The organism is Bifidobacterium thermophilum, from assembly GCF_037482445.1.
Taxonomy (GTDB): Bacteria; Actinomycetota; Actinomycetes; order Actinomycetales; family Bifidobacteriaceae; genus Bifidobacterium; species Bifidobacterium thermophilum_B.
This window is the reverse complement of sequence record NZ_JBBHLY010000012.1, coordinates 243,326-267,989: the sequence shown is the minus strand read 5'-3', so window position 1 is coordinate 267,989 and position 24,664 is coordinate 243,326. Positions and strand designations below refer to the sequence as shown.

Sequence of the window (24,664 nt, the reverse complement as noted above, 5' to 3'; positions counted from 1 at the left end):
GTGCGGCGGCAACACCCCCGGATCATGAACGACAGGGCAATCCGGCCATACCACACTCGGCGACCGGGCCCCGCGGCGCGGGACCCACTAACCAATGTAATGGGCGTCCCGGCGCCTGTCGCTGCTCAGCTTGCGCGGACCGTCGGCATCTCGTCCCATCGTGTGGTGCACCGTTGCGAGAGCATATTGCGCTTCATCGTCCAGCGGGCACCGGCTTCTTCGCTTGCCCGGCCCTTGCCCCTGATACCTGCGGCGCATCCGATGCCGACGCGCATGGGGCCGAATCGTCTGCTGACCTGTTCCAGTGCCGCACCCAACCCCGGGTCGGTGTCGGCCCCCAGCGTGGGAAGGGTCCGGAAGGAATCGGCGTCGACCAGCCCGGTCAAGAGGACCCCTGCACGGGCATAGCGTACGGACGGGATGATCTTCCCGTGCAATGCCGATCTGGCTGCGGCGGCGATGATGACGGGATCGTCGCTGGGATCAGGCAGCGTTACGCTGCCGTGCGCCGCCGAGGGGATGTCTGAACGCGCATTGCCGCTGGAGCAGAATGCCGATACCATTGTGCACAGGCTGTGCTGGCGCTGGAGTCTTCTGCACGCGTACTGGGCGTATACGGATGCGGCCTGGGCGATGGTTTCCTCGCTGTTCACCGGTTCGCCGAACATGCGTGAGCACAGTAATGCCGAGTTGCGTATGTTCTCCCCGATGCCGTCGGCATCATAGATGCATGCAAAGCCTCGCAATTCCAGGATGGTGCGTTCCAGCTGGACGGAGAATCGGCGTCTCATGGCGACGGGGTCGCTGTCGCGTAATTGCGCGGCTTGGCGGATGCCGATGCCTCGCAGGTGTCTGGCCATGCGGCGTCCGATGCCCCAGATGTCTTCGACCGGGATGGAGGACAAGACACCCGTTCCGCCGTCCGGCTGCGCAAGGTCATGCCAGAGGGTCACGCCGTGGGATGTCTCGTGCCGCTTGGCCCAATGGTTGGTGATTTTCGCCAAGGTCTTGGTCGGGGCGACACCGACGCTGACCGGTATGCCGATGCCTTGCAGCACGGCCCGGCGCATATCCACGCAGACCTGGCGGGTGCGTTCGGTGTCCCACGGCGAGCGCATGAAGCATTCGTCGATCGAATACATCTCCTGGTCGGGCAGGAAGGTGGAGAGTATGGACATCATGCGGCGTGACAGACTGCCGTACAGCTCGTAATTGGAGCTGCGGGCGATGACATGGTCGCGTTCGGCGGTTTCGCGGATCATGAACCAAGGCGTGCCGTTGACAATGCCGAGACGTTTGGCTTCGTTGGACCGCGCCACCACGCATCCGTCGTTATTGGACAGCACGACGAGAGGCTTGCCGGCGAGCTCGGGATGGAATACCGCTTCGCATGAGGCGAAGAAATTATTCGCGTCCGCAAGGACCACGCCGCCTGTTGCCATTTGGTCACCCGCCATGGCGCCGCCCCCAACCCCGATAGGCATAGGCATCGGGATGCGATGGGCCGTCCGTGGGTTGCAGCGGCCCTTGCACACGGTCGTCCCCGGGATAGGTGACTTGGGGGAGTCTGTCCTGTGGCCGCCGCCGTGGCTTGCGCTGCCAGTGATAGTTGCCGATCACGACGCCCCAGATCAGGAGCTCCTGGTCCGGGGAAGGGATGAAATCAGGGTACGTGGGGTTCTCCGGATGCAATATGGGTGTCCGGCCGTGCAGGACAAGCCGTTTGACGGTCAGTTCGTTGTTCAGGACCGCGATGACGACATCGCCGTCCTGCGGGTCGAGCCCGCGGTCGACCACGAGCAGGTCGCCATCCCAGATGCCGGCGTTCACCATCGAGTCACCGGCGACCGTCACGATGAATGTGGTGTCCGGATGCTTGATGATGTGCTCGTCGAGGCTGAAATCGCCATTGAAATAATCCTGGGCGACCGAAGGGAATCCGGCATGCACCGCCTCGAGCGCCTGGGGGACAGGCGCCGGACGTACGCCGGTATGCCACACAGAGCTGACGGCGCTGCCGGGACTGTCGCCGGTCCGGTGGTGCGGCTGTTGATGGGTGTCGACGGCCATGGCATACCTCCATTCGAACATATGTTCGAATACGAGTATGGCTGAGGGCATAGACAACGGATGGGGTGCCACGGGATTCCGTGGCACCCCATCGTGGTGGATTCGTCAGTCGTTGTCGGCTGCCGTTGGCTTCCCGGTATCCGGGGGAATATGGTGTTTGGGCAAGGTGATTTCGAAATCCGCGCCACGGGGATCGTCCACGACACGTACCGTACCGCCGTGCAGCTGTGCCGCCCAGCGTGCGATGGACAGCCCCAGGCCGGTGCCTCCGGATTCGGTCCCCGGCCCGGTCTTGCCCTTGACGAAGCGGCGGAAGATGTCGCCGCGCGCCTCGACCGGGATCTGCGAGCCGAAATTGACCACATTGGTCACGATGGTGTCGCTTGTCTTGTCCTCGTGGGTCTCGATCAGGACCTCGGTGTCATCGGGGGAGTGTTTCAGCGCGTTGCCGATGACGTTGGTGAACAGCTGGCGCAGCCGGTCCTGATCGCCTTCCATGACCAGGTCGTCGGGTACACGCATGTCGATGCTGTGCGCATGCCCGGAATCCGCTATCTCCAGCGGTTCGATGGTCTCGTCGATGAAATCCGCGAAATTGAAGCGTTCGATCTGCAGGCTCGCGGCCCCCGCCTCCATACGGGACAGGTCGAGCAGGAATGCGATGAGGTCGCTCAGACGGTGGGTCTGGTTGAGGATGCTTTCCATATTGGCCGGCGTGGGCTCCACGACCCCGTCCGCGAGATTCTCGAGCATCGCCTGCAATGCGGATACCGGGGTGCGTAGCTCATGGCTGACATTGGCGATCAGGTCGTTGCGCATCTGGTCGGCGTGCTGGAGCTCTTCGGCCATCTCGTTGAAGGAGCGTGCCAGCATGCCGATCTCGTCATTGCTGTCGGTGCCGGTTTTGACGCGGACGGTGTAATCCCCTTCGGCCATGGCTTCGGCCGCGTCGCGCATCTGGCGCAGGGGGGCCGTCAATCCCCGCGAGAAAAGGTAGGTGATGCCCAGGGCCACGGCGAGGGTGATGGGCATGGCCACCCACCCGGTAAGCCCGACCTTGAGCAGGAACCATGCCATGGTGAAGGCGATGGCGGTGGAGATGACGATCAGTACGCTCAGCTCGAATTTCAGCGACGAGAAAAAGCCGATTGGCCGGTCGCTGTCGAGCAGCCTATTGGCTTTCTGCTGTTTTTTCGCCGGTGTGCCGGGCTGTGCCGAAGACGGCTGTCGCGCCATCAGCGGGTCCCGCTTTCCTTGCCGTCGCCCTCATCCGGCTCCGGGGGCTCGAAGGCGTAGCCGACCCCGTGGGCGGTGCGGATCATCTGGGAGCCCAGCTTATGGCGCAGCGCCTTGACATGCGAGTCAACGGTGCGGGTGCCGGAGGCATCCGGCCAGTCCCAGACCTCTTCAAGCAGCTTTTCGCGCTTGAACACGGTCTTCGGTTTGCGCGCCAGCGTGGCGAGCAGGTCGAACTCGGTCGGGGTCAGGTGTACCTGCTCCCCGTTGAGCGTGACGATACGCTGGCGTGGATCGATGACCAGGGACCCGAAATCGAGCACCTTCTCGTTTTCCATGTTCTTCGCGATGATGGTGGCGCGTTCGACGCGGCGGAGCAGCGCCTCGCAGCGGGCGATGAGCTCGCGCGGCGAGAACGGCTTGGTCATGTAATCGTCGGCCCCGGCGCCCAGGCCCATCACCTTGTCGGATTCCGCGTCACGCGCGGTCAGCATCAGGACGGGGACGGGACGTTCGGCGATGATGCGCTTGGTCGCCTCGATGCCGTCCATCACCGGGAGCATGACATCCATGATGACCAGGTCGGGTTTGAGTTGCTTGGCCGCGCGGACGGCAGAGGCGCCGTCGGATGCGACGCGTGCCGTCCAGCCGTTCGCGGTGATGCGCTGCGCTATGGCAGTGGCGAGATCGGGTTCGTCTTCGACCACCAGAATCGTGCGTGTGCTGTTCTGGTGTGAGGAAGTGCTGAGCATATGGGACCACCTTTCAGTTTTCTGGTTCCAAGAATACCGCTCCCAATGCCGGAATAGTGAGTTTCGCCGACCAATCACGCGAATGGTAGGCGCCCGCGTCCGCCTCGAACTCGCCGTTATGGATGCCCGAACCGCCGTACTGCTCGTCGTCGGTGGTCAGCACTTCGCGCCAACGGCCTCCGCGGGTCAGCGGGACCTGGTAATCCTCCCATGCCTCGCCGGAGAAGTTGACCACGACGACCATCTGCTCGCCTTCGGCGCCGATTCGCACGAAGCTCAGTGTATTGTGGTCCGCGTCGTCGCTCGTGAGCCACTGGAAGCCGGCGGGGTCGAAGTCCTGGCTCCACAGCGCCGGATGCGCCTTGTACATGGCGTTCAGGTCGGCGACCAGATGCTGGACCTGGCGGTGCTCCTTCCAGTCGAGCGCATCCCAGTCGACGGACCCGTTGTGGTCCCATTCGCCGTATTGGGCGATCTCATTGCCCATGAACGACAGCTTCTTGCCTGGGTGCGCCCACTGGTAGGCGAATAGCGCGCGCACGCCGGCATACCGCTGCCAGTCATCGCCCGGCATCTTGCCGAACAGCGAGCCTTTGCCGTAGACGACCTCGTCGTGGCTGATCGGCAGGACGTAATGCTCCGAATAGGCGTAGACCATCGAGAAGGTGATCTCGTTGTGATGCCACTTGCGGTTGATGGGCTGCTCGTGCAGGTATTGCAGCGTGTCGTGCATCCAGCCCATGTTCCACTTCAGGCCGAATCCGATGCCGCCCTGGTCGGTCGGTGCGGTGATGCCCGGGTACGCGGTGGATTCCTCGGCGATCATCATGATGCCGGGGTTGTTCTTGTACGCAGTGGCGTTGGCCTCCTTGAGGAAGTCGATGGCCTCGAGGTTCTCGCGGCCTCCGTAGATGTTCGGATGCCACTGGCCGGGCTTGCGGCTGTAGTCGAGGTAGAGCATCGAGGAGACCGCGTCGACGCGCAGGGCGTCGATATGGTATTCGTCCAGCCAGAAGCAGGCGTTGGCGACGAGGAAGTTGCGCACCTCATGCCGTCCGAAGTTGAAGATGTAGGTGCCCCAGTCGGGATGCTCGCCACGGGTGGGGTCCGGGTCCTCGTACAGCGGCGTGCCGTCGAAGCGTCCCAGGGCGAACGCGTCCTTGGGGAAGTGCGCGGGCACCCAGTCCATGATGACGCCGATGCCGGCCTCATGGAACTTCTCGACCAGGTACTTGAAATCGTCGGGGCCGCCGAGCCGGGAGTCGATGGCATAATACCCGGTCACCTGATAGCCCCAGGAGCCGGCGAAGGGGTGCTCCGCAAGCGGCATGAACTCGACGTGGGTGAAGCCTTCCTTGGCGACATAGTCGACAAGCTGGTCGGCCAGCTCACGGTAGTTCTTGATGCCCTTCTTCCAACTGCCGGCGTGGACCTCGTAGATGCTCACGGGGCCGTCGTGCGGGTTGGTGCGCTTGCGATGGTCCATCCATGCCTGGTCGTCCCATGCGAACTGCGAATCGACCACGACGGAACCTGTGGCCGGCGGGATCTCGTGCGAGCGTTCCATCGGGTCGGCCTTCATGACCCACTCATTGTTCGCGTTGAGGATCTGGTACTTGTAGACCTCGCCGTCCTTCACGCCCGGGATGAACAGCTCCCAGATGCCGGAGGACCCCAGTTCGCGCATGGCGTGCCTGCGGCCGTCCCAGCCGTTGAAGTTGCCGACGACGCGTACCGCGTGCGCATTGGGGGCCCAGACGCTGAACGCGGTGCCGACCAGGGGCCTCCCGCTGACGCCGTCGCTTGAACCCATCGGGTCCTGGTAATGCATGACGCGCGCCCCGAGCGCCTCCCAGAGCCGTTCATGCCGGCCTTCCCCGAACAGGTACATGTCAAGATCGCCTACGGTCGGCAGGTAGCGGTACGGATCGTCCTCCACCGTGGTCTCGCCGTTCTCGTAGGTGGTGGCGACGCGGTAATCCGGTACGCCCCATCCGTCATCGGTCCTGATCGCCGGGATATTCGCGTAGAAGATCCCGTTATGCTCGTGGGTTGCGGCGTGCCGTTCGCGATGCCCATCCTGTTGTGTGATGATGTCGACCTGTTTCGCCAGGGGGCGCAGCACGCGTACGGTGACGGTGCCGTCGGGATCGTCCTCGACGATATGTCCGCCGAGCACCTCGTGCGGGTTGAAGTAGGTCGCATTGCTGACAGCGTCCAGCTTTCCTTGGTCTACAGTGAACATGGTGATATCTCCGTTGATTCTCGTCTCGTTCATAGCCATATATGAAGCATAGGCATACTTTTGCCGATTGTCCCGTCGTGTCGGCGTGTTTTTTCGGCGGATCCGGTGCGGGGAAGGCCGTAGCGGGCAAGTCCCGGCCTGCGGACATAATATGTAAGGTTAAAGTCTTTGACTGCTTGGTTCACGGAGGGTTCATGGGTTACAAAGTCGGCGATATGGTCGTATATCCGCGTCATGGTGCGGCACGGGTCGATGCGATTACCGAACGCACGGTGAAGGGTGTGACCCGCGAATACCTCCAGTTGTCAGTCCTGTCCTCTGACGGCCTGGTCATCAACGTCCCGGTGGAGAACGCGCAGAAGGTCGGAGTGCGCGACATCGTGGACGCCGCCGCGGTCTCGAAGGTGTTCGAGATCCTGCGCACGCCGATCGTCGAGAAGGAGATGAACTGGTCGAGGCGCTACAAGCTCAACGTCGAGAAGATCTCCACCGGCGATGTCAATCAGATCGCCGAGGTCGTGCGTGATCTGTCCCAGCGCAATGTCGACGAGCACGGCTTGTCCGCGGGGGAGAAGCGCATGCTCACCCGTGCGCGCAGCATCCTGACTTCAGAGATCGCCTTGTCCGAGGACATCTCCGAGGATGAGGCGCAGCGCCTGCTGGACGTGAACCTCGGTTACGCCGATCCTCTGCCCGGCGACGCCAAGCATCATACCGAGGCGCCCCAGGAGCCCGCGTCGCAGACGCTCGCCCGTCTTGAGGCGGAGAAGAAGAAGTCCAAGTCCAAGAAGAAGTAGCCATCGATGGTCGGGGAATCCTATGGTCCGGGCGTTCCGCGGGTGGGGATGGGGTTCGATGCCCATCGATTCGCGCGGGACGCCCGTCCATTATGGCTTGCCTGCCTGCAATGGGACGGCACCGGCATCGAGGGGGATTCCGACGGTGATGTCGCTGCGCATGCGTTGATCGACGCGCTGCTCTCGGCGGCCGGCCTCGGGGATATCGGCATGGTGTTCGGTGTGGGAGGCGATTCGGCGGGTGCCGGCCAGCATGGCGGCCCGATGCTTGAACGGACCGTCGGTATCCTGCGCAGGCGCCATGCCACGCCGGTGAACGCCAGTGTGGTGCTCATCGGCAACCGCCCACGGATCGGGGCGAGACGCACCGAAGCGGAGCGGATGATGTCACGTGCGGTCGGGTGCCCGGTCGCGTTGAGCGCCACGACGACGGACGGCATGGGCTTCACCGGGGCAGGCGAGGGCATCGCCGCGATGGCGACCGCGATGGTCGTGGTGTCCGACTGACGCGGACACCACGGGCCTGCAGTGTATGAATCCGCCGGTGTATGGATGCAGTAGGGTGGCGGGTGTCTTGCGCCGGTCAGCGCGGGTTGCGCAATGATGCCACGCCTCGTGCGATCGCCCACATCAGCGTCGACAACGTCACGATGATGAAGCTCGGCGGGGCGGGGAACATCGCGGACAGCACAAGCCCTCCCCAGATGGATGCCAGGCACAGCACGCTTGCCGTCACCATGGCCCTGAGCGGGGACGCCGCGATGATGTTCGCGGTCGCCGCCGGAGTGACGACCAACGCAAAGATCAGCAGCGTGCCGACCGCCGGCACGGCGATGGTGATGACACCGGCCATGATCGCCATGAACAGTACGTTCATGATGCCGATGGGCACGCCCTTGGCCTGCGCGACCTGCTCGTCGAGGGAGCTGAACAGCAGCGGACGGTAGACCACCGCGAGCACGACCACCAGCAGCACGTCGAAGACGGCGAACCCGATGACCTGGTCATCCGTGATGGTCAGGATCGATCCGAACAGGATGGATTGCATCTGCTGGGATGCGGAACTTGACAGGCGGGCGAAGAACAGGCCGAGGCCGGTGGCGAAGGCGAGCACCGTGCCGGTGGCGATTTCGCGCTGCGATGCGCGCTTGCCGAGCGCCCCGATGACGAGCGCTCCGCCCAGGGCGAACACCCCAAGCCCGAAGGAGACCGGCAGGCCGAGCAGAACGGCGCCGGTGGCCCCGGGCAACCCGATATGGGCCAGGGCATGCGCGGCGAAGGTGGAGTGCCGGGCTATCGTGAAATACCCCATCACCCCTGCGGCGACGGCGATGCACAGTCCCGCGAGGAACGCGTTGTGCATGAAGGGCATGCCTAGGGTCTGCGCCCATTGCGGGTCGAATGAGAAAACGATGTCGTCCATGGCGTTCACTGTCCTTTCTGGCCGTCCATATGGTGGTGGAAGCGCGCCACCTCGTCGGGGGCATGGGTGTCCTGCTCCATGTCCGCGGGCTCGTCCGGGGTGGGGGTGACGAACATGTCGCCCTGCGGCGTTGTCACCACCTGTACCGTCGTGCCGTACAGGTGCGTGAGCAGTTCGGCGTCGAGCACCTTGTTCATCGCCGCGTAGTGGGGGTGTCCGTCGAGCAGGTAGACGGCGCCGGTGAGGATGGGCAGCAGCATGTTCAGGTCGTGCGCCACGACCTGGATGGTCATGCCGAGCTCGTGGTTGAGCCGGGCGAGTACGTGTACGGTGGCCCGCTGGCTGGCGAGGTCGAGATTGGCCAGGGGCTCGTCGAGCATCAGCAGCTGCGGGTCTCCGACTAGGGCCTGGGCGATGGCGACCCGCTGCCGTAGTCCGCCGGACAGTTGCGACAGGCGGTACGATGCCTTGTCCGCCACGCCCACGAAGTCCATGGCTTCCAGCGCCCGCCGGCGCTGCGTCCTGGTGGTGAGGTGGAAGCCGAACATGGTGCCGGTGAGTCCCAGCAGCACCGACTGTTCGGCGGTGAGGTTGGAATCGATGTCGGATGTATAGCTCTGTGGCACGTATCCGATGCGTTGATTGGCCTTGCCTGCGGGCTCCCCGAGTACCTTCACGCTGCCGTGCGCCAGGGGGAGCAGTCCGAGCTCGGCTTTCATCATGGTGGTCTTTCCGGCTCCGTTGGTGCCCACGATCGCGGTGACCGAGCCTTGGGGGATGGTGAAGTCGCCATGGCTCCAGATGAGCCGGTCGCCGCGCCTGATGGCGGCGTCGTCGAAGACGATTGCGGGCTGGATTGTGCCTTCCGTGCGTCGGTCCGCTACCGGTGATGGCCGTTGCTGCGTGGAAACACTCATGCCGTGCCCTTTCCGTTTTTGCGTGCATGGGTCCGGCGCCGGGTGGCCCCAGGGCCGAATCGAGGATGTCATCTGGTCCCAGTATCGTCAATGGTGTTGACAATCATTATCATTTATATGTCCCGATGCCACGCATCGCTCCAAGGCGACAGATCGAAAAGGGGATCGCGCGTCAGTCGGAAGTTCCGGGCGAGGAGGTTGCCGCCGACGACGAGGGGGTGGCGGACGGGCTCGCCGATGCTGATGGCGATGGGCTGGCCGATGCGTCCTGCGCGTCGCCATCCGCGTCCAGAGCCTTGGTCATGTCGCTGACCAGGGAGCCGATCCACCCGGTCAGCGTGTGCTGGTCGGCGGGCATCTGCTCGGTGACCTTGACGACCGGAATGTCGTTCTTGGACGCCAACGCGGTGAGCGCCGCCGCCGAATCGCTGCTTTCCTGGGGATTGTTCACCAACAACGATATGCCGCCGGTTGTGAGCAGTTTCTCGAACGCCTGAAGGTCGGCGGGCGCGGCTTCGCCTCCCGAAGTCACCGATTGCGTATACCCGTCCGGGGTGAGGTCCTTGAGCTGCATGTCCGACATGAGGTAATACGCGACCGCCTCGGTCGCGGCATACGGCGTGTTCTTGTGCTTCTTGGCGAACGCGGAAATATCATCCTCAAGCGCGCTTTCCTGGCGTTTCCAAGCCTTGAGCCGTTTGTCGAAGTTTTTCCGCTTCGCCGGGAGCGTCTTGGAGAAGACGTCGGCGAGCTCGGTCGCCATCGCGTTCCTGGCGTCCTTGGAGAACCAAAGATGGGGATTGTCACCGTTCATCGCACCCACCGTGGCGGCGGCGGAAACGCTGACGGCGCCTTTGGCGATGCTCTTCGCGGCCCACGTGTCATACCCGGCGCCGTTGGTCACCACGACCTGCGCCTTCTGGATGGCCGCGATATCAGAGGTCTTGGGTTCAAAATCATGGGCGTCGACATTGGTTGAACTCACAATGGTGGTGATGGTGACGTCATCCCCTCCGATCTGCTGGGCAAGGGTGCCCCACTGGTTGACGGACGCGACCACCTTGATCGGTCCTTTGGCTGGGGCGGTTGAAGTCGGGGATGCCGGGGAAGTGGCGGTGTGGCCGGGCAATCCGCATGCGGACAGCGGCGCGGCCAGCGCGATTGCCGCGATGCCTGCAATGACCCGTCCGACGAGCTTCCCTGCCTTCATATACGTCACCTTCGTCTTTTCCCTTGTCTGCACGCTCCGCATGCCGGAACGCGTGTCGTGCCTGCTTCCACGATAGCCTACGATACAGAAAACGGAATGGGGCGCCTACCCCTTTGCATGGCGGGCGGCCCGGTACATCTATGTCTGAACCCATAGTCAGGAGGCGGGTATGCCCATCGTACTGGATGGCAAGAGCGTGGCGGCGCAAGTCAAGGAGGACCTCGCACGGCGGGTGGATGCGCTGCGGCAACAGGGCGTCCGGCCCGGCCTGGGAACGTTGCTTGTCGGCGACGACCCGGGGTCGGTGAAATATGTCGCCGGCAAACACGCCGACTGCGCCCAGGTAGGCATTACCTCGATCCGCAAGGACCTGCCTGCGGATGCGACCGCCGGTCAGGTCAGACAGGCCATCGACGAGCTGAACGCCGACCGCGCCTGCACCGGTTTCATCGTCCAGTTGCCGCTGCCCGCAGGCATCGATGAGATGTCCGCCATCGCGAGGATCGATCCGGGCAAGGACGTCGACGGGATGCACCCCTACAATCTCGGCGAACTGGTGTTGCACACCTCCGGGCAAATCGCCACGCCGCTGCCGTGTACCCCCCGCGGCGTACTGACGTTGCTTGACCATTACGGCATCGACCTCAACGGCAAGGAGGTCTGCGTGCTGGGCCGCGGCATCACCATCGGGCGGACCATCGGCCTGCTGCTGACCCGTCGCGAGGTCAACGCCACGGTGATGCTGTGCCATACCGGTACGCGGGACATCCGCGGGCATATGCGCCGGGCCGACGTGATCATCGCGGCGATGGGGTCGGCCGGATTTGTCAAGCCGGATGATATCAAGGACGGGGCCGTGCTCGTCGACGTCGGGGTATCGCGCGTGTGGGATGAGCAGGCAGGGCGCTACCGCATCAAGGGCGACATCGACAGGGCTTGCTACGAGAAGGCCGGCGCCTATACGCCGAACCCCGGCGGGGTGGGGCCGATGACGCGGGCCATGCTGTTGTCGAACGTCGTGGAAATCGCCGAGCGTTCGCTTCGCCGGTAATCGCCAAGTGAATCACGGCTGCGTACCGCCACGTCGCGGCCACGACCGGTGCGCGACACGCAGCATGTCCGCCGACGGCTTTTGTGCATGGCACACGGTAAGGTAAACGACGGTGTGTCTGCAAGGACGCGCCGGATAACTGAAGAACGATTTTATCCATCCACTAGTTAACAGAAACCACTATTTTAATGGCAGAAAACAATACAGAAGCCGCCAAGGTTGCGATCAACGACATCGGCACCGAAGAGGACTTCATCAAGGCAGTCGATTCCACCATCAAGAACTTCGATGATGGTGACCTGGTCGAGGGCACGGTCGTCAAGGTCGACCGTGACGAGGTCCTGCTCGACATCGGCTACAAGACCGAGGGCGTTATCCCCTCCCGCGAACTTTCCATCAAGAAGGACGTCGATCCCGACGATGTCGTCGAAGTCGGCGACACCATCGAGGCCCTTGTCGTGACCAAGGAAGACAAGGAAGGCCGTCTTATCCTGTCCAAGAAGCGTGCCCAGTATGAGCGCGCCTGGGGCGACATCGAGAAGATCAAGGAAGCCGATGGCGTTGTCGAAGGCACCGTCATCGAAGCCGTCAAGGGCGGTCTCATCGTCGACATCGGTCTGCGTGGCTTCCTGCCGGCTTCTCTCGTCGAGATGCGTCGCGTGCGCGACCTGTCCCCGTACATCGGCCAGAAGATCAAGGCCAAGATCCTGGAGCTCGACAAGAACCGCAACAATGTGGTGCTGTCCCGCCGCCAGTATCTCGAGGAGACCCAGTCCGAGGTCCGTGAGACCTTCCTGTCCCAGCTCAAGAAGGGCCAGATCCGTGAAGGTGTCGTGTCCTCCATCGTCAACTTCGGCGCGTTCGTCGATCTGGGCGGTGTTGACGGCCTGATCCACGTGTCCGAGCTGTCCTGGAAGCACATCGACCACCCGTCCGAGGTCGTCAAGGTCGGCCAGAAGGTCACCGTCGAGGTGCTCGACGTCGACATGGATCGCGAGCGTATCTCGCTGTCCCTCAAGGCCACCCAGGAAGATCCGTGGCAGCGCTTCGCCCGCACCCACGTTCCCGGCCAGATCGTCAAGGGCAAGGTCACCAAGATCGTGCAGTTCGGTGTGTTCGTGTCCGTCGAAGACGGCATCGAAGGCCTGGTGCACATCTCCGAGCTGGCCAACCGCCACGTCGAGAACCCGGAGACCGTGGTCAAGCAGGGCGAGACCGTGTTCGTCAAGGTCATCGACGTCGATCTCGATCGTCGTCGCATCTCCCTGTCGCTCAAGCAGGCGAACGATTACCTCGAGGGCTCCGAGGACTTCGATCCGGCGGCCTACGGCATGCCGGCCGAGTACGACGAGGACGGCAACTACAAGTATCCGGAAGGCTTCGACCCGAACACCAACGAGTGGATCGCCGGTTACGAGAAGCAGCGCGAGGAATGGGAAGCCCAGTATGCGGCTGCCCACGACCTGTGGGAAGAACACAAGGCCTTCGTCGCCAAGGAACTGGAGAACGCCGCGGCTTCCGCAGCCGAGGACGGCCAGGCTCCTCGCGAGGAGAAGGTCCAGGAGACTTCCAACTACTCCTCGAACAACGCCTCCGAAGGCACGCTTGCCGATTCCGACCAGCTGGCCGCCCTGCGCGAGCAGCTGCTCAAGGAGAAGAAGTGAGCGTTTCAGTCGTAACTGACTGAAACGATTCCGATGGCCCCGGGCACCGTGGTGTCCGGGGCCATCCTGTATTCCAGCGATCGAAGGCTTCTATATGATGATCCGCGCATAAGAACGCCGGGCGCAGGGACTGGGTACGATGGACGGTATGGTGATACGAATCGGACTGACCGGAGGCATCGCGGCAGGCAAGAGCACCGTTTCAAGCCGGCTGCGGGAACTCGGGGCGACGGTTATCGACTATGATGCCCTTGCCCGGCAGATTGTCGAGCCTGGGGGAGCGGCGTTGCCCCGTATCGTCAAGGAATTCGGTCCGCAAGCCGTGGGCGCTGACGGTCGGCTGGATCGCAGCTGGCTTGCCGGACAGGTATTCGGCCCGCAGGCCGGCCCGCAGGCAAGGCAACGTCTTGACGCCATCGAGCATCCGCTGATATTCCAGCAGGCGAAGCGTCTCGATGCTCTGGCGGCATCGGAAACCGGCGACGCGATCATCGTGCACGATATTCCGCTGCTGGCCGAGGTCATCGAGGACCTGCCGTTCACTTTCGCGCACATCGTCACCGTGGAAGCGCCCGAACATGTGCGGATCGAACGGATGATGCGCACCCGCGGCATGGACAGGGGGCAGGCCCAGGCGAGGATCGACAGCCAGAGCCCCAGGTCGGCGCGTCTTGCCATCGCGGATACCGTCGTGGATTCCGATGCGGACCTTCCGGTGATGCTCGCCCGCGTTGACCGCCTGTACACGCAGTGGGCCCGGGAATCGTGTGTGCGGCCGGCATAACGGTCCGCTGTAGGGCAACAAATCGAACATAAGTACGAAAGCATTGCTACGCTGGTGACAGCACGAACACGCCAAGGTCCAGCCTTGGCTTCAGCGCCGTCTGGGCTTCGGCAGGCCTGTCAGGCGTGCGGATAATCATCACGGAAGGAACGGCTGTGAGCATCTCCATCGAGCGGACGGACAACCCATTCGTCGTCAAGGCACCATACCAACCGTCCGGTGACCAGCCCCAGGCGATCGAGGAGCTCGCCGGGCGCATCAACAACGGCGAGAACGACGTTGTGCTCATGGGCGCCACCGGCACCGGAAAGACCGCGACCGTCGCATGGCTGATCGAGAAATTGCAGCGGCCCACCCTGATCCTCGAGCCGAACAAGACCTTGGCGGCGCAGTTGTGCGCCGAATTCCGCGAGCTCATGCCGGACAACGCCGTGAGCTATTTCGTGTCCTACTATGATTACTACCAGCCGGAAGCCTACATTCCCCAGACCGACACGTATATCGAGAAGGACTCGAATATCAATGACGATGTCGAGCGGCTCCGCCACGCCGCGACGGCGAATCTGCTCACCCGTCGGGATTGCGTCGTGGTCGCCACCGTCTCGTGTATCTACGGTCTGGGTACGCCTGAGGAGTACGCGGGGCGCATGCTGTTCCTCAAGGAGGGCCAGCAGATCGATCGCGATACCTTGCTGCGCACATTCGTCGACATGCAGTACAAGCGCAACGATATCGCATTCACGCGCGGTACTTTCCGTGTGCGGGGGGACACCGTGGAGATCATCCCGGTGTATGAGGAGCTGGCCATCCGTATCGAGTTCTTCGGCGACGAAATCGACCGTATCTCGACCTTGCATCCGATCACCGGCGATGTCATCGACCACGTCAGCCAGGTGCATATCTTCCCCGCCTCCCACTATGTCGCCGGCCCCGAACGTATGGAACGGGCGCTGCGCACTATCAAGGAGGAGCTGGACCATCGTGTAGCGGAGTTGCGCAAACAAGGCAAGGAGCTGGAAGCGCAGCGTCTGACCATGCGCACGACGTATGACCTGGAGATGCTTACCCAGGTCGGCACATGCGCCGGTGTCGAGAACTATTCACGGCATTTCGACGGCCGTGAGCCGGGCACCCCGCCGCATACCCTGCTCGATTTCTTCCCGGACGATTTCCTCCTGGTCATCGACGAGTCCCATGTCACGGTCCCGCAGATCGGGGCCATGTACGAGGGGGATGCCAGCCGCAAACGCACGCTGGTCGAACACGGGTTCCGTCTGCCCTCCGCAATGGACAACCGCCCGCTCAAATGGGACGAGTTCCTGCAACGCGTCGGACAGACCGTCTACCTTTCGGCGACCCCGGGCGATTACGAGCTCGGGCTTTCCGACGGCGTGGTGGAACAGATCATCCGCCCGACCGGCCTGCTGGACCCGAAGATCGAGGTCAGGCCGGTCGAGGGGCAGATCGATGACCTGCTCGCCGAAATCAAGGACCGTGTCGCGAAGAACGAGCGCGCGCTCGTGACCACCCTCACCAAGAAGATGGCGGAGGATCTGACCGACTACCTGCTCGACAAGGGCATCAAGGTCGAATACCTGCATTCCGACGTCGATACGCTCAGGCGTGTGGAGCTCCTCCGTGAGCTGCGTGAGGGAAAGATCGACGTGATCGTCGGCATCAACCTGCTACGAGAAGGGCTCGATCTGCCGGAAGTCTCGCTCGTGGCGATTCTGGACGCCGACAAGGAAGGATTCCTGCGTTCCTACCGTTCGCTGATCCAGACCATCGGCCGTGCCGCGCGCAACGTGTCTGGCACGGTCATCATGTACGCCGATGAGGTCACCGACGCCATGAACAAGGCGATCACCGAGACCGAGCGGCGGCGCGCCAAGCAGATCGCCTACAACAAGGAGCACCATATCGACCCCAAGCCGCTGATCAAGAAAATCAGCGACGTCAACGACATGATCGCCAAGGAGGACGTCGACACGCAGACCCTGTTGGCGGGCGGCTATCGGAACGCCGGGAAGGCCGGCAACTCGCATCTGGGCGTGCCGAATGTCGACCAGGATGAGATCGACAAGCGGCATGAGGAGATCCTCAAGGCGGGGCTTCCCGCGCAGGATCTGGCCGATCTCATCCGCCAGATGAGCGATCAGATGCACACGGCCGCCGAGCAGCTCCAGTTCGAGCTTGCGGCACGGCTGCGCGATGAAATCCGCGACCTGAAGAAGGAGCTGCGGCAGATGACGCAGGCGCAGCAGTAGTGCGGGCGAGGGGTGCGGGAGCGCTCGCACGGCCGTAGCGCGTGCAGGTGGCTTTACCGGCGGATTGTCGATATGCGTCAGCCGTTCTTTCTATGCTTGTCCGTATGGCAGAAACACCGGTAGCATTCATGATCGCGACCTTCGCGGTTCTCGCTGTATTCGTCGTCGTAGACCTGTTCATCATCGGCCGCAGGCCCCATGTGCCGTCGACCAAGGAATGTCTGCAACATATCGCCTTCTTCGTCGTCGCAGCGTTGATTTTCGGCGCGATCATCTGGGCCGTCGCGGGGTCGAAACCCGCGGTCGAGTTCTATTCGGGCTGGATGACCGAGTATTCGCTCAGCGTCGACAACCTCTTCGTCTTCGTGATCATCATGTCGAATTTCGCGGTGCCCAAGGAGCTGCAGAAATATGTTCTGAGTGTCGGCATCACTGTCGCGCTGGTGCTGCGTGGCATCTTCATCCTGGTCGGGGCCGCGATCATCCAGCGGTTCACCTGGGTGTTCTTCCTGTTCGGCGCGTTCCTCATCGTCACCGCCCTCAAACTGGTCACCGGGCACGACGATGACGAGGAATACCATGAGAACGGCATCATCCGCGCGCTGCGCAAGGTCATGAAGATCACCGACGAATACGATGGCGAGAAGCTGCGTACCGTGAAGAACGGACAACGGTTCTGGACGCCGATGCTCATCGTGTTCCTCACCATCGGCACCACGGATGTCATGTTCGCGTTCGATTCGATTCCGGCGATTTTCGGCCTGACCAAGGACCCGTTCATCGTGTTCACCTCGAATGTGTTCGCGCTGTTGGGTCTGCAGCAGCTGTACTTCCTGCTCGGCAAGCTGCTTGACAAGCTCGTCTATCTGCCTGTCGGCCTGTCCGTGGTCCTTGGGTTCATCGGTATCAAGCTCATCATGGAAGCCCTGTCCGGCAATTCGCTGCCGTTCATCAACGGCGGCCACCCGGTCTCGTGGGTGCCGGAAGTGCCGACATGGCTGTCCCTGCTGGTGATTGTGCTCGCGCTTGGCGGCTCGGCGTTGGCCAGTGTCCTCAAGATGAAGCAGGAGGAGCGCCGGGAACAGGCACAGCAGGTTTCCGAAGGCGACTGAGGTCGATGGGCCCGCCGGCTCCCGACCCGTAGATTGCCCGGCGGTAACATGCGGATATACCGGCGGTGAATGCGTCATGAAGCCGTTGTGAGCGTTCACAACACAGTTGTCCGAATGGTTGGCGCATGGCGGGGGAACCGAGTAGACTAGCATACGGAAACAGGATTCTCGCCTGTTCGATAGAAAAGCAAGTTGAAACAGAGGCAGGTATTCATGCGTAAAGCAAAGATCGTCGACACGATCGGTCCAGCCACCGAGTCCCTCGAAGGCATCACCAAGCTCGTCGAAGCCGGTATGGACGTCGCGCGTCTCAACCGCTCCCACGGCACCCCTGAGGATCATCTCAAGGTCTACAACAACGTGCGTGCGGCTTCCAAGGCGACCGGCCGTAACGTCGCGGCGCTGGTTGACCTGCAGGGCCCGAAGATCCGCTGCGGCTGGTTCAAGAAGAACGCCGAGGGCGAGGACAAGGTCCAGCTGACCGAAGGCCAGGAGTTCATCATCACCACCGACGATGTCGAAGGCGACGAGCATATCACCTCCACCACGTTCAAGGGCCTGCCGGGTGACTGCCATCCGGGCGACCCGATCCTCATCGATGACGGCAAGGTCCGTCTCGAGGTCACCAAGGTCGAGGGCAACAACGTGCACACCAAGGTTGTCGTGGCCGGTCCGGTTTCCAGCCACAAGGGCATCAACCTGCCGGGTGTCGCGGTGTCCCTGCCCGCCCTGACGGAGAAGGACGAGGCCGACCTGCGCTGGGCCATCCGCACCGGCGCCGATATCATCGCCATGTCCTTCGTGCGTTTCGCGACCGATATCGATCGCGCCCACGAGATCATGGACGAGGAAGGCCGCCGTATCCCGATCGTCGCGAAGATCGAGAAGCCGCAGGCTGTCGAGAATCTCGAGGAGATCGTCAAGACCTTCGACGGCATCATGGTCGCCCGTGGCGATATGGCCGTTGAAATGCCGTTCGAGGAGGTGCCGCTGGTCACCAAGCGCTGCATCGAGCTGGCTCGCCAGTACGCCAAGCCGGTCATCGTGGCCACCGAGGTGCTCGGCTCCATGGTGCATTCCCCGGTTCCGTCCCGTGCTGAGGCGTCCGACTGCGCGAACGCGGTGCTTGACGGCGCCGATGCGACCATGACCTCCAACGAGACCGCTGTCGGCGAGTACCCGACCGAGACCGTGAAGACCATGTCCCGCATCTCCGGCTACGCGACCGAGCACGGTTTCGACCGCATCCCGGCGCTGAAGAACCTGGATATGTCCAACAGCGGCGCCGTGTCCTCCGCCGCCGTTGATTTGGCAGAGAAGGTCAACGCGAAGGCCATCGTCGCCTACACGCAGACCGGCAACACCGTGCATCGCGTCTCCCGCGAGCGTCCGGCCGCCCCGATCTACGGCCTGACCACCAACGAGCACACCTACCACTGGCTGGCTCTGAGCTGGGGCACCGAAGCGTTCCTGCTTGATGAGGATTACCATGACAAGAACCGCAGCGACCTCATGGTGTTCACCGACAAGGTGCTGCGTGACGCAGGCAAGGTCGCTGATGGTGACCGCATCGTGGTGCTCAGCTCCGCGCAGGGCGAGCATCGTCCCGGCAGCACGGATTCAATCTACGTGCACACGGTCGGCGCTTGCGACTGATGCGGGCTCATTGATGATGCTCCACAGCGTCATCTAACAAACAGGAGGGGCTCCCAACCCAGATGGTTGGGAGCCCCTCCTGTTGTGTCAGATAACGGGTAGGCCCGAACAGGCATTACTTGGTTCGGCGTTCGGCGCGCGCTTTCGCGATGCGCTGAATAAGCCGGGGGTGCACGCCCGACTGCTCCGCCTTTTCAGCTTCCAGATGCTCCCTCAGGCGCATGATGGCGATGATGGTCTTCGCATCCACGATGGTGGCGTTGATGACCATGTCGGAAGCCTCTTCCGGGGTCACCAGCCGCACGTTGGGACGAGGGGTCTCAGGGCCGAGCTCGCCACGCTCGACAGCGGTCAGTCCAGTCGCGAAGAAAATGGAGGTATGCTGTGTCGAAAAGCTCGGGGTGTTGATGAAGCGTACCACCTGGACAAGCTCCTTGGCCTCATATCCGGCCTCCTCGCGCAGTTTGCGCACGGCGACCTCATGGGGACGCTCGTTGGAATCCGAGGCATGGCCCGCGGGAATCTCCAACGTCCAGCGGTGGGTAGGCAGGCGGTATTGTTCGACCAGCGGGATACGACCGTCATCCGTCAGACCGATGATACCGACCGTGTCCCCGTTGTTCTCCTCGACGAAGAACCGCTCGAAATGGCCGACCTGCGAGGAATCGAAGGACACCTGGTCCACATTGAAATAGTGGCTGTGCATCACCTGATGCCGTGCTTCTTCCTTCACCGGTGCGGGACGCCACGGATCGAATTTGCGGAAGGTTGTCTCGCTCATTGTTCCTCCTTGATAATCGCCTTGTACGTAGGTATCCGCCTTCGCATATTCTACGCCGGGCAACAAGAGGAGGCACTGGTCGTGTTCGCGCCATATGTCGGGATATGACGTGAACACGGCCAGTGCCTCCTTCCGAATGCCCTCATACCGCGAGCGCCGGTACCGGGCGGGGCTCCAGGGTCACGGGGGAGCCGATGCCCAGCGATGCCGGAAGCTCACCCGCAGGCATCTGCACGGTGACCTGGGTCTTGCTGTAATCGACCACCGTATCCACACGCACCAGGGACCCAAGGAAATGAACCATCGAAACCCTCGCCGGGGCGCCCTGCGCCTCGCCGCCCAATGCGCCCGGCGCATCCGTATCCGCAACGGCATGGAGGGTGATGTTCTCCGGGCGGACCAGCACGTTGACCGCGGCGCCCTTGGCGGAATTTGGCAGCAGAGGGACACGATGGCCGAATATCTCGGCCTGTGTGCCGTCGGAGGAACCGGGGAGCCTGTTCGTCAGACCGATGAAGGTCGCGACGTATTCCGTTGCCGGACGGCGATACAGGGTCAGGGGGTCGGCGATCTGTTCGATGCGCCCATGGTTCATCACGCCGATGCGGTCGGCGATGGCGAGCGCCTCTTCCTGGTCATGGGTGACGAACACGGTGGTCGTACCGGCTTCAAGCTGGATGCGGCGGATCTCATCACGCAGCTGGACGCGCACTTTGGCGTCGAGTGCGGACAGCGGTTCGTCAAGAAGCAGTACGCGCGGGTCGATGGCCAGTGCGCGGGCGAGTGCCACGCGCTGCTGCTGGCCGCCGGACATCTGCTGGGTATATTTGCCTGCCTGATCGGACAGGCCGACGAGTTCGAGTTTTCCCATGGCCCGGCGTCGGCGTTCCTCTCTGCCGACGCCACGGATCTCGAGGCCGAATTCGACGTTTTGCAATGCGCTCATATGAGGGAAGAGCGAGTAGGCCTGGAACACCATGGCCATGCCGCGTTTGTTCGCGGCGACCGATGTCATGTCCTGGCCGCCGACCAAGATACGGCCGCGCTGGATGTCCTCCAGCCCTGCCAGGGAGCGTAGTGCGGTCGATTTGCCGCATCCTGAGCCGCCGAGCAGGACGACCATCTCGCCTGGCTTGATTTCGAGGTTGAAATCGTCGAGTGCTTTGACGTCGGAACCAGGATAGATTTTGTCGATGCCGAGCATCTGGACGCCGCCTCCGCGACCGGAGGATTGTGCAAGGACCGCTTGCGCGGCCTGTGCGACGCTGCCGTTGCCATCCGGCGCCTCTGCTGGTGTGCTGCCCGGTGTGCTTGCGCCGTGGGCGACGGAATGGCGTTGTGTCATGGACATTTCAGTTATCCTCCTTGGATCGGCGCATGGCGCCGGAGATAAGGTCGAGGGACACGAGCAGCAGGACGCCGAAGAGCAGCGCGAGCAGCGACATGGCCGTGGAGATCTGGGAGTTCGATTGCCCCAGCTGGTATAGGGCGACTTGCAGGTTCATGCGTCCCAACAGGGATGCCACCGTGTATTCGCCGAGCACGACGGAAATGGAGATGAACGATGCCGACAGGATCGACTGCCACAGGTTGGGCATGAGCACGCGGAAGAACACACGCGGCCATGAGGCGCCCAATGAGCGTGCGGCTTCGCATAGGGTCAGCACGTCGATTGAGTTGAGCCCGACTGCGATTGCCCGGAAAGCGTAGGGCATCACGAGGATCGCGTAGGCGAAGCACAGCCAGATCGGGTTGGTGCTCAGTACGTCGGCGGACAGCCAGCGGTAGATCGGGCCGAGGCCTACGACAAGCACGATGGCGGGGATGGTCAGGGGGAGTGTGGCGATCCATTCGATGACGCGTTCCATGCGGCGTGAGCGGATATGCGCGATGACCATCACCGGCACGAGCAGGAGCAGCATGATGATGACGGTCACCACGCACAGTGCCAGGGATGTGCCCAGCCCCGACCATAGGGTCGAGAGGTCCGCGCCCAGCGAGCTGCCGTCGCCGGTGAAAATCGCCTTCCATGGGGCGAGGCTCCAGCGGCCCGACAGGGGGTGCCTGAGGGTGAAGATGAGCATGGAGACCAATGGGATGCCGAGGAACAGCAGGGTGAGTGCGAGCACGGCGGTCTTGATGGCGCGCTGGCGACGGATGCGTTCGAGCCGCAACTGCGGGGGAGTGACGGTGTCCGGCACGGTGCCGGCTGGCGCCGCATTGTGCGTGATATCCGGTGTGGTGCTTACTGCCAACGTCCGGCCCTCCTTTCCAAGGCATGGCTGAGGATCATGACCGCGGCCACGACGACGATCATCGCGAAAGCGAGTACTTGGGCGAAGCCTTGCTGGTTGGGGTCCATTTCGTTGCGCATGGCGCCCTGGATCATCAACGGGACGAGGATCGAGCGTTGTGAGAACAGGGCGGCGGCTGTCGCATACGCGGAGAACGCGTTGGCGAACAGCAGCAGGAGTGCCGAGATGAACCGTGGCAGCAGGATCGGCCCGGCGATCTTCGTCCAGTACTGCCAAGTGCTGCCGCCGAGGTTTTCGGTGGCCTCCCGCCACTGGGGGCGGATCGAGTCGACGGCGGGCAGGAAGATGATGATCATCAGGGGGATCTGGAAGTAGCAGTAGATGGTGATGAGCCCCGGCAGGGTGCTCAGCCAGTTCGGATTGACGGTCTGCCCTGTCAGCTGGTGGATCAGCATCGTGCCAACGCCATTGATGCCGATGGTCGCGATGAACGCGAAGGCGAGCATGACGCCTCCGAACTGGGCGAGGACGGACGAGATGGCGGAGACCACCCGTCTGAGTGCGCCGTTCGGTTTGGCTCCGATGGTCAAGGCGTATGCCGCCGCGGCCCCGACGACGGCCCCGATCAGCGCGGATACGGCGGATACGAGCAATGACGTCGCGAACGCCGAGATGGTGTTCGGCTCGGCGAGCTTGTGGAAGTTCGCCATGGTGAAGCCGCCCTGGGGTGACCGGAAGGCTCCGAAGACCACAATGAGGGTGGGGGCGAGCAGGAAGCACGCGGTGTATGCGAAGAACGGGATTGATACCGCGACGGTGCCCAGCTGTTTACGGTGCCGGGTGAAGATGGACAGGTGCGGGGAAGCGGAAGGCCCCGCCGTCGCGGGCGTGCGCGTTGCGCCGGCGGTGGCGGGGGAACCGGGGTATGTTGCTGCAGTCATATGACGTGCGCTTTCATCGATGAATCGGTGCCGTGATGCCGTTGCGGCGTACGCCGACGGGGGAATGCTCCAGCCCGTCGGGTTCGCCGGTCAGCATCGCGGCACCGGAGTGTTCAGTTGCCGATCGCCGAGTCCCAGTTGTTCTGGAGCCAGGTGGTGATTCGCGTGGAATCGGAGTTGGTGTAGGTGATCGGGTCGCCTTCGATGGTGGTCGCCGACTTCAGCGCGGTCTTGTCAACGGTGCCGGCCTTCTCCATCGCGTCGAGCAGCACCGGGTTGGCGCCGCCCTTGAGCCACAGGTTCTGTGCGTCGGCCGTGTAGAGGAACTCCTCCCACAGGCGGGCGGCCGCCGGGTGCGGGGCGTCCACGTTGATGGCCTGGTTGTAGTAGCTGACCACCTGGGCGTCCTTGAAGGTCTTGTACTTCCAGGTGACGCCCTTCTTCTTCAGGCTGCTCTGGTAGGAAGCCTGGTTGTAGGTCCAGTCGAACACGACGCCGGTCTGGCCGGAATCGATGGTGCCGTCGGTCACGTCGACGGTGGTGAGGTTGCCGGCTTCCTTGAGCTTCTTGAAGAAGTCAAGGCCGGGCTGCAGGTTCTTGATCGTGCCGCCGGACAGCTGGTTGACCATGAGGTATCCGTTGAAGGCGGCGCCTGCCTCGGCGGGCTTGCCGTTGAGCGCGACGGTGCCGGCGAACTTGGAATCGAGCAGGTCGTTGATCGAGCTGATATCACCGTACTTGTCGGCGTTCCAGCCGATGGACATGATGCCGGTGTAATCGGCGTAATACTTGCCGTCGGCGTCCTTGACGGAATCGGGAATGTCGTTCCACGCCTGCACCTTGTACGACGCGAACTGCTCGGTGTTGGTCGAGGCGACCGCAAGGCCGAGGTCGTAGACGTCGGGGGCGGCGTCCGTGCCCTTATTCGTCTTGCCGGCATCGATCTCCTCCTTGGAGGAGGCGTTCGGGTTGAGCTCGGTGATCTTGATCTTCGGATACTTCTTCTTGAACGCTGCGATGACTTCGCCGTAATCAGACCAGTCGTGTGGCAGGGCGATGACGTTGAGCGCGCCCTCCTTCTCGGCTGCGGCGACCAGATCGTCCATCGTGCCGAAGTCCTTCAGGGAGGTCGCCTTGGCGGACTTCTCGTTGACCGTCACCGCCTTGCCTGACGACGCAGACGAGGACGAGGAGGAGCCGCATGCCGCCATGGACAGGGCGAGGACCGCCGCCATGGGGATGGCGAGTGCCTTACGCAGGGAAATCATATGTACCAGTCTTTCCTGAGATTGATTTCATTCGTTGGTTTTTGTGTCTGTATGGACAGAAGGCACTATATGCGTACGGATTGAAGCGGGATTGACGTTGACATGAATCCTCGGTGGGGTATGATGTCGCGTTGTTGAACCCGTGGTGAAATATCGGTTCGTTGGCTGGGAATGACGTTCCGAATCGCAGGTCCGTATAGTGTGGTAGAATATTGCCTTGTCGCGCGAACAAGCG

21 protein-coding genes are annotated in these 24,664 nt (G+C 62.8%); 8 read left to right on the top strand and 13 right to left on the bottom strand.

The window, feature by feature from the left end:
- Window positions 1-125: 125 nt before the first annotated feature.
- The 5 genes from WD012_RS08105 to glgB all read right to left on the bottom strand — a co-directional run bounded on the left by WD012_RS08105 (window position 126) and on the right by glgB (window position 6,303).
- Complete coding sequence (locus tag WD012_RS08105) at window positions 126-1,442, bottom strand: Y-family DNA polymerase (RefSeq protein WP_339563233.1); 1,317 nt, start codon at window positions 1,440-1,442, stop codon at window positions 126-128.
- Between the two features lie 4 nt (window positions 1,443-1,446).
- A complete protein-coding gene (locus tag WD012_RS08100) occupies window positions 1,447-2,070 on the bottom strand; it encodes a LexA family protein (RefSeq protein WP_339563232.1) in 624 nt (207 codons plus the stop codon).
- Between the two features lie 105 nt (window positions 2,071-2,175).
- Window positions 2,176-3,306 carry a sensor histidine kinase gene (locus WD012_RS08095; protein WP_339563231.1) on the bottom strand — a complete coding sequence of 377 codons (1,131 nt, stop codon included), beginning with the start codon at window positions 3,304-3,306 and terminating at the stop codon, window positions 2,176-2,178.
- Entirely contained in the window at window positions 3,306-4,058 is a 753-nt protein-coding gene (locus WD012_RS08090; protein ID WP_339563230.1) for a response regulator transcription factor, read from the bottom strand. Before WD012_RS08090 ends, WD012_RS08095 begins: the two co-directional genes overlap by 1 nt.
- A 13-nt stretch (window positions 4,059-4,071) precedes the next feature.
- Window positions 4,072-6,303, bottom strand: a complete 2,232-nt coding sequence (gene glgB, locus WD012_RS08085; RefSeq protein ID WP_339563229.1) for a 1,4-alpha-glucan branching protein GlgB — start codon at window positions 6,301-6,303, stop codon at window positions 4,072-4,074.
- 194 nt (window positions 6,304-6,497) lie between these two features.
- Here glgB and WD012_RS08080 point away from each other — a divergent pair, with 194 nt between their 5' ends.
- Window positions 6,498-7,100, top strand: a complete 603-nt coding sequence (locus tag WD012_RS08080) for a CarD family transcriptional regulator (RefSeq protein ID WP_339563228.1) — start codon at window positions 6,498-6,500, stop codon at window positions 7,098-7,100.
- 6 nt (window positions 7,101-7,106) lie between these two features.
- Entirely contained in the window at window positions 7,107-7,607 is a 501-nt protein-coding gene (locus WD012_RS08075) for a 2-C-methyl-D-erythritol 2,4-cyclodiphosphate synthase (RefSeq protein ID WP_339563227.1), read from the top strand.
- A 76-nt stretch (window positions 7,608-7,683) separates the two neighbouring features.
- Here WD012_RS08075 and WD012_RS08070 read toward each other — a convergent pair whose 3' ends face one another.
- The 3 genes from WD012_RS08070 to WD012_RS08060 all read right to left on the bottom strand — a co-directional run bounded on the left by WD012_RS08070 (window position 7,684) and on the right by WD012_RS08060 (window position 10,650).
- Window positions 7,684-8,523, bottom strand: coding sequence for a metal ABC transporter permease (locus WD012_RS08070; protein ID WP_339563226.1), 840 nt, complete (start codon window positions 8,521-8,523; stop codon window positions 7,684-7,686).
- A 5-nt stretch (window positions 8,524-8,528) separates the two neighbouring features.
- Entirely contained in the window at window positions 8,529-9,440 is a 912-nt protein-coding gene (locus tag WD012_RS08065) for an ABC transporter ATP-binding protein (RefSeq protein ID WP_339563225.1), read from the bottom strand.
- A gap of 172 nt (window positions 9,441-9,612) precedes the next feature.
- A complete protein-coding gene (locus WD012_RS08060; RefSeq protein ID WP_339563224.1) occupies window positions 9,613-10,650 on the bottom strand; it encodes a metal ABC transporter solute-binding protein, Zn/Mn family in 1,038 nt (345 codons plus the stop codon).
- A 169-nt stretch (window positions 10,651-10,819) separates the two neighbouring features.
- Here WD012_RS08060 and WD012_RS08055 point away from each other — a divergent pair, with 169 nt between their 5' ends.
- From WD012_RS08055 to pyk, 6 genes are all read left to right on the top strand, one after another.
- Window positions 10,820-11,701, top strand: a complete 882-nt coding sequence (locus WD012_RS08055) for a bifunctional methylenetetrahydrofolate dehydrogenase/methenyltetrahydrofolate cyclohydrolase (protein ID WP_339563223.1) — start codon at window positions 10,820-10,822, stop codon at window positions 11,699-11,701.
- A 188-nt stretch (window positions 11,702-11,889) separates the two neighbouring features.
- Entirely contained in the window at window positions 11,890-13,365 is a 1,476-nt protein-coding gene (rpsA, locus tag WD012_RS08050; protein ID WP_339563222.1) for a 30S ribosomal protein S1, read from the top strand.
- A 148-nt stretch (window positions 13,366-13,513) separates the two neighbouring features.
- Complete coding sequence (coaE, locus tag WD012_RS08045; protein WP_339563221.1) at window positions 13,514-14,149, top strand: dephospho-CoA kinase; 636 nt, start codon at window positions 13,514-13,516, stop codon at window positions 14,147-14,149.
- Window positions 14,150-14,304: 155 nt separating this feature from the next.
- On the top strand, window positions 14,305-16,416 hold the full coding sequence (gene uvrB / locus WD012_RS08040) for an excinuclease ABC subunit UvrB (RefSeq protein ID WP_339563220.1): 2,112 nt from the start codon (window positions 14,305-14,307) through the stop codon (window positions 16,414-16,416).
- A 104-nt stretch (window positions 16,417-16,520) separates the two neighbouring features.
- A complete protein-coding gene (locus WD012_RS08035; protein ID WP_339563219.1) occupies window positions 16,521-17,528 on the top strand; it encodes a TerC family protein in 1,008 nt (335 codons plus the stop codon).
- Between the two features lie 213 nt (window positions 17,529-17,741).
- Entirely contained in the window at window positions 17,742-19,184 is a 1,443-nt protein-coding gene (gene pyk, locus WD012_RS08030) for a pyruvate kinase (protein ID WP_044279956.1), read from the top strand.
- Window positions 19,185-19,299: 115 nt separating this feature from the next.
- On the opposite strand, the gene WD012_RS08025 is transcribed toward pyk, so the two are convergent.
- The 5 genes from WD012_RS08025 to WD012_RS08005 all read right to left on the bottom strand — a co-directional run bounded on the left by WD012_RS08025 (window position 19,300) and on the right by WD012_RS08005 (window position 24,429).
- The gene (locus WD012_RS08025) at window positions 19,300-19,965 is read right to left on the bottom strand and encodes an NUDIX domain-containing protein (RefSeq protein ID WP_339563218.1); all 666 of its coding nucleotides are present in this window, start codon (window positions 19,963-19,965) and stop codon (window positions 19,300-19,302) included.
- 142 nt (window positions 19,966-20,107) lie between these two features.
- Window positions 20,108-21,316 (bottom strand): ABC transporter ATP-binding protein, encoded by a 1,209-nt coding sequence (locus WD012_RS08020; protein ID WP_339563217.1) that lies wholly within the window; start codon window positions 21,314-21,316, stop codon window positions 20,108-20,110.
- A gap of 1 nt (window position 21,317) precedes the next feature.
- A complete protein-coding gene (locus WD012_RS08015; RefSeq protein WP_422614388.1) occupies window positions 21,318-22,196 on the bottom strand; it encodes an ABC transporter permease in 879 nt (292 codons plus the stop codon).
- Window positions 22,197-22,210: 14 nt separating this feature from the next.
- Window positions 22,211-23,161 (bottom strand): ABC transporter permease, encoded by a 951-nt coding sequence (locus tag WD012_RS08010; RefSeq protein WP_339563216.1) that lies wholly within the window; start codon window positions 23,159-23,161, stop codon window positions 22,211-22,213.
- Window positions 23,162-23,274: 113 nt separating this feature from the next.
- Window positions 23,275-24,429: an ABC transporter substrate-binding protein gene (locus WD012_RS08005; protein ID WP_339563215.1), complete on the bottom strand. Its 1,155-nt coding sequence runs from the start codon at window positions 24,427-24,429 to the stop codon at window positions 23,275-23,277.
- Window positions 24,430-24,664: the final 235 nt, after the last annotated feature.

Bases quoted from the DNA above. Each gene is read 5' to 3' on its own strand.
- WD012_RS08105 (WP_339563233.1), bottom strand. From the start codon at position 1,442: ATGGCAACAGGCGGCGTGGTCCTTGCGGACGCGAATAATTTCTTCGCC.
- WD012_RS08100 (WP_339563232.1), bottom strand. From the start codon at position 2,070: ATGGCCGTCGACACCCATCAACAGCCGCACCACCGGACCGGCGACAGT.
- WD012_RS08095 (WP_339563231.1), bottom strand. From the start codon at position 3,306: ATGGCGCGACAGCCGTCTTCGGCACAGCCCGGCACACCGGCGAAAAAA.
- WD012_RS08090 (WP_339563230.1), bottom strand. From the start codon at position 4,058: ATGCTCAGCACTTCCTCACACCAGAACAGCACACGCACGATTCTGGTG.
- glgB (WP_339563229.1), bottom strand. From the start codon at position 6,303: ATGTTCACTGTAGACCAAGGAAAGCTGGACGCTGTCAGCAATGCGACC.
- WD012_RS08080 (WP_339563228.1), top strand. From the start codon at position 6,498: ATGGGTTACAAAGTCGGCGATATGGTCGTATATCCGCGTCATGGTGCG.
- WD012_RS08075 (WP_339563227.1), top strand. From the start codon at position 7,107: ATGGTCGGGGAATCCTATGGTCCGGGCGTTCCGCGGGTGGGGATGGGG.
- WD012_RS08070 (WP_339563226.1), bottom strand. From the start codon at position 8,523: ATGGACGACATCGTTTTCTCATTCGACCCGCAATGGGCGCAGACCCTA.
- WD012_RS08065 (WP_339563225.1), bottom strand. From the start codon at position 9,440: ATGAGTGTTTCCACGCAGCAACGGCCATCACCGGTAGCGGACCGACGC.
- WD012_RS08060 (WP_339563224.1), bottom strand. From the start codon at position 10,650: ATGAAGGCAGGGAAGCTCGTCGGACGGGTCATTGCAGGCATCGCGGCA.
- WD012_RS08055 (WP_339563223.1), top strand. From the start codon at position 10,820: ATGCCCATCGTACTGGATGGCAAGAGCGTGGCGGCGCAAGTCAAGGAG.
- rpsA (WP_339563222.1), top strand. From the start codon at position 11,890: ATGGCAGAAAACAATACAGAAGCCGCCAAGGTTGCGATCAACGACATC.
- coaE (WP_339563221.1), top strand. From the start codon at position 13,514: ATGGTGATACGAATCGGACTGACCGGAGGCATCGCGGCAGGCAAGAGC.
- WD012_RS08035 (WP_339563219.1), top strand. From the start codon at position 16,521: ATGGCAGAAACACCGGTAGCATTCATGATCGCGACCTTCGCGGTTCTC.
- pyk (WP_044279956.1), top strand. From the start codon at position 17,742: ATGCGTAAAGCAAAGATCGTCGACACGATCGGTCCAGCCACCGAGTCC.
- WD012_RS08025 (WP_339563218.1), bottom strand. From the start codon at position 19,965: ATGAGCGAGACAACCTTCCGCAAATTCGATCCGTGGCGTCCCGCACCG.
- WD012_RS08020 (WP_339563217.1), bottom strand. From the start codon at position 21,316: ATGTCCATGACACAACGCCATTCCGTCGCCCACGGCGCAAGCACACCG.
- WD012_RS08010 (WP_339563216.1), bottom strand. From the start codon at position 23,161: ATGACTGCAGCAACATACCCCGGTTCCCCCGCCACCGCCGGCGCAACG.
- WD012_RS08005 (WP_339563215.1), bottom strand. From the start codon at position 24,429: ATGATTTCCCTGCGTAAGGCACTCGCCATCCCCATGGCGGCGGTCCTC.